This window comes from Saccharomonospora iraqiensis subsp. iraqiensis (assembly GCF_000430445.1).
In the GTDB taxonomy this organism is placed as follows: domain Bacteria; phylum Actinomycetota; class Actinomycetes; order Mycobacteriales; family Pseudonocardiaceae; genus Saccharomonospora; species Saccharomonospora iraqiensis.
In genome coordinates this window covers 12,081-20,132 of the sequence record NZ_KE387129.1, presented here as the reverse complement: position 1 = coordinate 20,132, position 8,052 = coordinate 12,081, and the positions used below count along the sequence as shown (strand labels likewise).

Genomic DNA, 8,052 nt, shown 5'->3' with positions numbered 1-8,052 from the left:
TGGCGACGGTGTCCCGGACGCCGTCGGTGCCGCGGGACCGGCCGCGTCCGCCGCTGCTGCCGTCCGGGGTGCCTCGGGTGTCTCCCCGGGGCTCGTGGGCAGCGCCGGGGTTGTCGTCACCGTCATCTCCGGCGCCTGCGGGGCCGCCGGGTGGGGCGAGGCTCCGCCGTTGTGCGGGGCTTCCGATTCGGGGCTCATCACCGTTCCCGGCTCGGTCGGTTGGGTCTGCCGGGGCGGGTCCCCGGCCTCGTCCGGTGGTGTCGGGGTCGTGGAGGCCGCCCCGGAACGGTCGGCCCCGTGCCCGCCCGTGCCGTTCGGGCCGTGACCGTCCGGGGTGCTGCCGTTCGAGGTGCCGTTCGGGGATCCGCCGTCGTTCGGTCCGTCACCGTCGCCGCCCCCGCCGGCCAGGATCTCCGTCGGGATCAGCGCGGTCGCCCTGGTGCCGCCGTAGCGCGAGGAGTCGAACGTCACCAGCACGCCGAGCCGCGAGGCCAACCGGGCCACCACGAACAGGCCCAGGCTGGAGTCGGCCCGCAGCGCCATCGCGTCGAACTCCGGTGGCTCGCTCATCATCCGGTTGGCCCACTCGCGGACGTCGTCCTTCATGCCGAGGCCACGGTCGGAGACGTCGACGACCACGCCGCGGGCCACCACGGTGCTGGTGATCTGCACCGGCGACCCGGGCGGGGAGAACGAGGTGGCGTTGTCGGCGAGCTCGGCGACCAGGTGGATGGAGTCCGCCACGGCCGACCCGATGATCGAGACGTCCGGGACGTCGTCCACCTCGATCCGGGAGAAGTCCTCGGTCTCGGAGACCGCGGCCCGCAGCACGTCCACCAGCGCGACCGGTTTGCGCCACCGGCGGCCGGGGTGTTTGCCGCCGAGGATGATGAGGTTCTCGGTGGTGCGCCGGGCGCGGGTGGCCAGGTTGTCCAGCTGGAACAGTCCGGTGAGCTGTTCGGAGTTCTCCTCGCGGCTCTCCATCCGGTCCAGGATCCGCAGCTGGCGGTGCACCAGGCCCTGGGTGCGGTGGGCGATGCCGAGGAAGACGTTGTTCACACCCGCGCGGGCCTTCGCCTCGCTGACGGTCGCGTTGACCGCGGTGCGCTGGGCGATGTTGAACGCTTCCGCCACCTGGCCGATCTCGTCGCGCCCGTGGTCCAGCTGCGGCATCTCGGCGTCCACGTCGACGTGTTCGCCGTTGCCGAGGCGCCGCACGATGTTCGGCAGGCGGGTCTTGGCGAGTTCGAGCGCGTCGCCGCGCAGCCGTTCCAGCCGGGTCATCAGCGTGCGGTCCACCAGGGTCCGCGAGACCCGGACCGCGACGACGATCGAGGCGACGGCGGCGAGCAGTGCCGCCACACTGCCGAGGATGACGTTGCGCAGGTTCCCGTTGGCGTCGTCCAACGCCTGCGTCGACACGTTGTCCGCCTGCTGCACGGTGAGTGTGGCCAGCCGTTGGGAGACGTCCTCGGTGAGCTGACGCCACTCGTTCGCGCCGATGCGGGCCCCGCCGGAGAACTCGATCGGGCCGGGCCCCTGGCCGATCAGGGCGTTCTCCGCGTCGTGCAGCCGTTGCCACGAGGACGCGGACGTCAGACCGTTGTAGGTCTCCGCCGCCGCTCCCCGCAGGTACGGCCCCTGTTCCTGCAGGCCGGACCGGTAGGAGCCGACGAGCTGGGAGAAGCGCAGGTGCTCGGACTCGCCGAACGCACCGCGGGCCAGGGCGCCGGAGGCCAGGGAGGCGGCACGCGACATCTTGTCCGACACCCGGAACACGTCGGTGGCGCCGAGTGCGCCCTGGGTGGCGGTCACGTCCGGCACGACACGGGCCTGGGCGTCGAACAGGTCCGCGGCGGTGTCGGTGACCTCGTTGTAGAAGGTGTCGACCTCCTCCGCCGAGATCGTCCTGAGGTGGACCTCCGCGCGGATACGGGGCAGCTCGTCGAGACCGGCCTCCAGCCTGCTCATCCGGGCCCCGATCTCGTCCGGGACGAGGTCCCGCACCGAGTCCATCGCCTCGCGGAGTTCGCCCAGCGTCGTGTCGATCTCCCGTTGCCGCTGCTGGAGCTCGTTCAGCTCGGCCTCGGGCTCGGCCAGGTACACCAGACTCAGCCTGCGCTCCTCGTGGACCGCGCTCAGCGTGGTGACGGCGGGGATCGAAACCTGCTGCACACTGGAGGCGACCGTCCGGACGTAGATGGCGTCGGCCACGAAGTAGACCGACACCACCGTCCACATCACCAGGAGCGCGACACTGGGGACGAGGGCCGTCCCGGTCAGGCGCTTCCGGATCGACTTCTGCCGACCGTCGCTGGGGTTGTCCTCTTTGCTCACTGTGCTCCACGAAGCGCTGAACCGGTGCCGGAGGTCGCGCGGACGGGTGAGATCGCGGCCGACAGTCACCGATCACGTGCCGGATGTGTTCCTACCAGACGTTGATCATGGCCCATCCGGGACGCGCACGGTCAGCCACCCCTGACCGTGCGTCGTGACCTCGTGCTTTCCCGTGGTCGGCGACCGGTTCCGGTCCGGACGCCGGACGCGGCTCAGTCGTGCGGTACGAGCGGCTCCCGGGCGGCGGCGGGCAGCTCCGCGTCGTCGGCCACGGGCCACCGCAGCGGGTCCGGCCCGAGCCGGTGCAGCGCGGCCACCTGTTGCGCGCACCAGGGGGAGACGGCCTCCGGGTCGGCGAGCACCTCGTCGACGAACGCGGACCAGTCGACCCACTCGGTGCGGTCCACCTCCGCCGGATCGGGTCGCAGCGTGGGCCGGGTGTCCACCACCGCCCGGTAGACCGGACACACCTCGTTCTCCCGGACGCCGTTCGGCATCGTGGCCTCGTAGGCGAACCGGGGAAGTACCAGTTCGACCCGGTCGACCACGATGCCGAGCTCATCGGTCAGGCGTTGCTTCACGGCGTCCGCGGGATACTCGGCCGGCTTCGGATGCCCGCAGCACGAATTGGTCCGCACACCCGGCCAGGTCTTCTTCGACCGCGCCCGGTGGGTGACGAGGAAGGCGCCGTCGGTGTCGAAGAGATAGCAGGAGAAGGCCAGGTGCAGCGGGGTGGAGGTGTGGTGCACCTCCGCCTTGGGCGCGAATCCCACGGGTTCGTGCCCCGTCCCGCAGAGCACCACGTATTCGACACCGGGCTCGAGCGTCGCCGTCATCGTCGTGACCACCCTTCACAGTCGGCGTCCGCGGACCGGACGCACGACTGTTGATCATGACGCGGACACCTCGGGTAATCAAGAGATCACCAGTTGAGTACCTCACACGCCGGGTGCCGGCGCACCCCCCGACCTACGTGCGCCCACCGTCGACCGGGTTTACGTGGTGAAACACCTCGAGGTCGCTTTCCGAATACCAGGTATGGGCAGATCACGGTCAGGGGCGCCTCGTCGGCGACGATCTTTCGACGAGGTCGTGGCACAGCTCGACGCACTGGAGCGCGCGGTGCGGATGGGGGGCACCGTGCGGAAGCAGGATCCCGCGACGTCGGCGTCCTCGCTCCGGGAGCTCATCGCGGAGATCCGGCCGCGCGGTGGTCGACGCTGGAGGGCGCAGCTCAGGCGGGCACAACGGCTCTCGGACCGGTTGTCGCAGCGGGCCGGACGGCACGGGAAACCGGCCGTCGATCCTTCCACGGTTGTCCAGCTGGTCGCGACCGGTCCTGACCAGCTGCCGTACGAGCGGGTGGATCCCGGCAAGCAGCTCTCGGACCGTGATCGCCGCCCCCGCACCTCTACGGCGGATGTCCATGCGCCGAGGATCATCAAAGCCGACCGGTCCGGAACCTGCGCGGCGTGCAGCCGACACTACCGGCCGGGAACGCGCATCACCCAGGACGAGCGCGGATGGGTCCATGCACTCTGTCGTCCCCAGTCTCCTCGTCCGGCTCTGCCGTCGTACCCGGATGCCTGCAAGTCGAAGATCCTCAACGGGGAGACTTTCCGTGGTTGGGGCACCAACACCTGGCGCAGAGGCAAGGGTCCGGGCAGTTACTAGGTAGGCACAGGGGCCCACAGCGTCCGGAGGTTGGTGAGTCCGGAGTTGAGAGTTCCGGTGGACGCGACCGGGCGTGGTGGCGGACCACGTTCGACGGTCGCGCCACCCCGGAGACACCGGACCTCGGTGGGCTGCGATCGCACCGAAGTCTTATTGACAGTATCGACGGAGTGCGACTATCGAGCGAGTCGCTGGTCGATCAGCGTCCGAACCTCGTCGCTCGGTACCGCATCCGGGTTGCGCCCGGTCCGTTCGATCTCAGCGACCTTGTCCAGCATCCGACGATGAGTCTCGGGCCTTCGACGCCGTGTCGATGTCGCACCCGGCGGCAGACTCGGCAACGGCGAGCTCTCGGAGGGGTCGCAGGCCGTCACACCCACACCATAACGGTCCCCTCTGCCGGATGCCTGCGGATCGGGCGTCGTGTCGATCCGGCAGGCCGCTCCCGCCGGATCCCGTTCGGCCCTGCTCCGGGCTTGCGATCCCGAACTCAGCACTCCACGACGTTGACGGCGAGTCCGCCGCGTGCGGTCTCCTTGTACTTGACCTTCATGTCCCGGCCGGTGTCCCGCATCGTCTTGATGGCCTTGTCCAGCGACACGTAGTGCGTGCCGTCCCGGCGCAGCGCCATCCGCGTGGCCGTGATGGCCTTGACCGCGGCGACCGCGTTGCGTTCGATACAGGGGATCTGCACGAGTCCGCCCACGGGATCGCAGGTCAGGCCGAGGTTGTGTTCCATCGCGATCTCCGCGGCGTTCTCCACCTGGCGCGGGGTCCCGCCGAGCACCTCGGTCAGGCCCGCCGCGGCCATCGAGCACGCCGAGCCCACCTCGCCCTGGCAGCCGACCTCGGCACCGGAGATCGAGGCGTTCTCCTTGAACAGCACCCCGATCGCCCCGGCGGTGAGCAGGAACCGGACGACCCCGTCGTCGTCGGCGCCCGGCACGAACCGGGTGTAGTAGTGCAGCACGGCGGGGATGATCCCGGCCGCCCCGTTGGTCGGGGCGGTGACCACCCGGCCGCCCGCGGCGTTCTCCTCGTTGACGGCGAGCGCGAACAGGGTCACCCACTCCAGGGGGTCGTCCCCGTCACCGAGGGACGCCAGCAGGTCCGGTGCCCGGCGGGCGACCCTGAGCCCCCCGGGGAGTTCGCCGGTGTTGCGGCAGCCGTTGGCCACGCACTCCCGCATGACCTGCCAGACGTGCAGCAGCCTGCGGCGCACGGCGTCCTCGTCGCGCCAGGACAGTTCGTTGGCCAGCATCAGTCCGCTGATCGGCAGGCCGGTCTCGGCGGCGCGCTCCAGCAGCCCCGCCCCCGTGCTGAACGGGTGCGTGACGGGGGTGGTGTCCGCCGTGATCCGGGGCCCGGCCGCGCTGTCGTCGGACGCCGTGTCGGCGGGGGTGTCGTCGTCGAGGACGAAACCACCGCCCACGGAGTAGTACACCGCCGACAGCACCTCGGCGCCGGTGGCGTCGGTGGCGGTGAACCGCATGCCGTTCGGGTGCAGCGGCAGGGTTTTCCGCCGGTGCAGCACCACATCGCGGTCCACGGTGAACGGGATCTCGTGCGTGCCGTCCAGCCGGAGGTGGTGTGTCGTCCGGATCTCCTCGACGCGCGCGGTGACGGCCGCCGGGTCCACAGTCTCGGGGTCGTGGCCTTCCAGACCGAGCAGCACCGCCTTCGGACTGCCGTGGCCGTGCCCGGTGGCGCCCAGCGAGCCGAACAGCTCGGCCCGCACCCGTGCCACCTGCGCGAGCGCACCCCGCTCGCGCAAGCGCGCCACAAAAGTGCCCGCGGCGCGCATCGGGCCGACGGTGTGCGAACTCGACGGCCCGATGCCCACCGACAGCAGGTCGAAGACGCTGATCGTCACGGCGCGTCCCCGTACTCGGCCGCCGCGTCGGTCAGCCAGTCGGCGAGGTAGCGCGCGAACGACGAGCGCACCAGTACCCGGAACACGGGGGTGTCGACGTCCCGGCACACGAGCACGACCTGGGCCCGGGCGAGCATGGTGGACGCGCACCGGTCCCGGCCGAACGCCCGCGGGTGCAGGTCGATCGCGCAGCCCTTGGCCAGCAGGTCGCGGGTGTCCGGCCCGGAGATCTCCAGCACGGTGCGCTGTCCCGACACGTCGGTGACCGAACCGAACTCGTCGCCGATCGCCGTGCGCAGCGCCTCCTGGAGCCGCTCGGACTCGCCCTCGGGCGCGAGCACCAGCCACTCGTCCGGACCGAGCCAGAGCACGGTCAGCTCGCCCGCGACCGCCACCTCGCCGGGTTGGTGCGGTGGCAGCACGCCCAGGGCCGTCCCGACGCGCTCCGCGGCGGGACTCTTCGGGTCGAGACGGAGGTCGAGCTGGGTGCTGAAGCCGATCTCGCGCATCCGGACCCGGTCCGCCGCCGTCGCCGTGGCCAGCTGCGTGGCCCTCGCCGCCAACGGGCTCTCCGCGGTGCGCCGCGGTGCGCTGATGTCAACCGTCACGACGTGCTCCTTCCTTGTCGTAGAAGACCGGTTCGGTGACCGTCACCGCGGCGAGCCGGTCGCCGACGGGGCTGTAGACGGTCTCGCCGATGCGCTCGCGCCCGCTCTTGACCAGCGCCAGCGCGAACCCGCGCCCGAGCGGGGCGCTGCGGTAGCTGGAGGTGACGTGCCCGAGCATCGGCACCGGGGGTTCGGGCAGTTCCGCGTCGGCCACCAGCTGCGCGCCCTCCGGCAGGACCAGGTCGGTGTCGACGGGCAGCAGCCCGACCAGCTGTTTGCGGTCGGTGCGCGCGGTGTCCGGGCGGGTGAACGAGCGTTTGCCGAGGAAGTCGTCCTTCTTCTTGGACACCGCCCAGCCCATGCCGAGGTCCTGCGGGGTGACCGTGCCGTCGGTGTCCTGTCCGACGATGGGAAAGCCCTTCTCCGCGCGCAGCACGTGCATCGTCTCGGTGCCGTAGGGCGTGATGCCCTCGGGCGTGCCCGCGTCGATCAGCGCCTCCCACACCGCACGCCCGTGCCACCACGGGACGTTGATCTCGAAGGCGAGTTCGCCGGAGAAGCTGATCCGGCACACCCGCGCCTCGTGTCCCGCGACGGTCGCCGTGCGCCAGGCCATGAACGGGAAGCTCTCGGCGTCCAGCGCGACGTCGTCGGTCACCCGCGCCAGCACGTCCCGCGACTTCGGCCCGGCCAGCGCGATGGTGGCCCAGTGCTCGGTGACCGAGGTCAGGTGCACGCGCAGGTGCGTCCACTCGGTCTGCAGCCAGTCCTCCAGCCAGTCCAGCACCCCGGCGGCGTTGCCGGACGTGGTGGTGATCAGGTACCGCTGTTCGTCGGTGCGCAGGACCGTGCCGTCGTCGAAGACCATGCCGTCGGCGGTGCACATCACCCCGTACCGGATGCGGCCGACCTTCAGGGTGCTCATCTTGTTGGTGTAGACGAGGTCGAGGAACTCCGCCGCGTCCGGACCCTGCACGTCGATCTTGCCGAGGGTGGAGACGTCCTGGATGCCCACGCCGGTCCGCACGGCGTGGCACTCCCGCAGCACGGCCGTCTCCATGTCCTCCCCGGCACGCGGGTAGTACCACGGGCGCTTCCACTGACCCACGTTCTCGAACGGCGCGCCCTGTGCGACGTGCCAGTCGTGGAGGGCGGTCACCCGGACCGGGTCGTAGAGCTCGCCGCGGTCCCGCCCGGCCAGCGCGGCGAAGGTCACCGGCGTGTACGGGGCGCGGAACGTGGTCGTGCCCACCTCGGCGACGTCCGCGCCGAGCAGGTCGGCGATGATCCCGGACGCGAGCAGGCCCGACGTCTTGCCCTGGTCGTGTGCGGTGCCGAGGGTGGTGTAGCGCTTGACGTGCTCCACCGAGTCCAGGCCCGCACCGACGGCCTTGCGGACGTCGGCGACGGTCGCGTCCCGGGCGAGGTCCACGAACTGGGTGGCGCCGCCGTCGTCCGGGGTGTGCGGCGGGAGCCACCGGACACCGGTGGCCAGCATCGGTGCCCGCTCCACGGACGGGAGGCGGGCCGGTTCGGCGCCGAACCCGGCGTCCCGGGCCG

Annotated in this window: 6 protein-coding genes; 1 reads left to right on the top strand and 5 read right to left on the bottom strand. The window is 71.2% G+C overall.

All coding sequences use genetic code 11. From position 1 onward, the window contains the following. Together ACTIR_RS24405 and idi are read right to left on the bottom strand one after the other, a co-directional pair. On the bottom strand, positions 1–2,337 hold a 2,337-nt coding region (locus tag ACTIR_RS24405; RefSeq protein ID WP_267879501.1), incomplete at its 3' end, for a sensor histidine kinase. Between the two features lie 212 nt (positions 2,338–2,549). Then, positions 2,550–3,173 carry an isopentenyl-diphosphate Delta-isomerase gene (idi, locus tag ACTIR_RS0119125; protein WP_026455477.1) on the bottom strand — a complete coding sequence of 208 codons (624 nt, stop codon included), beginning with the start codon at positions 3,171–3,173 and terminating at the stop codon, positions 2,550–2,552. Between the two features lie 256 nt (positions 3,174–3,429). Here idi and ACTIR_RS26060 point away from each other — a divergent pair, with 256 nt between their 5' ends. After that, entirely contained in the window at positions 3,430–4,011 is a 582-nt protein-coding gene (locus ACTIR_RS26060; RefSeq protein WP_154663817.1) for a hypothetical protein, read from the top strand. Between the two features lie 490 nt (positions 4,012–4,501). On the opposite strand, the gene ACTIR_RS0119120 is transcribed toward ACTIR_RS26060, so the two are convergent. From ACTIR_RS0119120 to ACTIR_RS0119110, 3 genes are all read right to left on the bottom strand, one after another. Then, positions 4,502–5,884, bottom strand: coding sequence for an L-serine ammonia-lyase (locus tag ACTIR_RS0119120; protein WP_026455476.1), 1,383 nt, complete (start codon positions 5,882–5,884; stop codon positions 4,502–4,504). Next, positions 5,881–6,492: a sarcosine oxidase subunit gamma gene (locus tag ACTIR_RS0119115; protein WP_052583955.1), complete on the bottom strand. Its 612-nt coding sequence runs from the start codon at positions 6,490–6,492 to the stop codon at positions 5,881–5,883. Before ACTIR_RS0119115 ends, ACTIR_RS0119120 begins: the two co-directional genes overlap by 4 nt. Beyond that, positions 6,482–8,052 (bottom strand): glycine cleavage T C-terminal barrel domain-containing protein (locus ACTIR_RS0119110; protein WP_324607106.1); only part of this gene is annotated, 1,571 nt, incomplete at its 5' end. The genes ACTIR_RS0119110 and ACTIR_RS0119115, both read right to left, overlap by 11 nt.

Excerpts from the sequence above, each read along its gene's own strand:
- idi (WP_026455477.1), bottom strand. The coding sequence starts at position 3,173 with ATGACGGCGACGCTCGAGCCCGGTGTCGAATACGTGGTGCTCTGCGGG.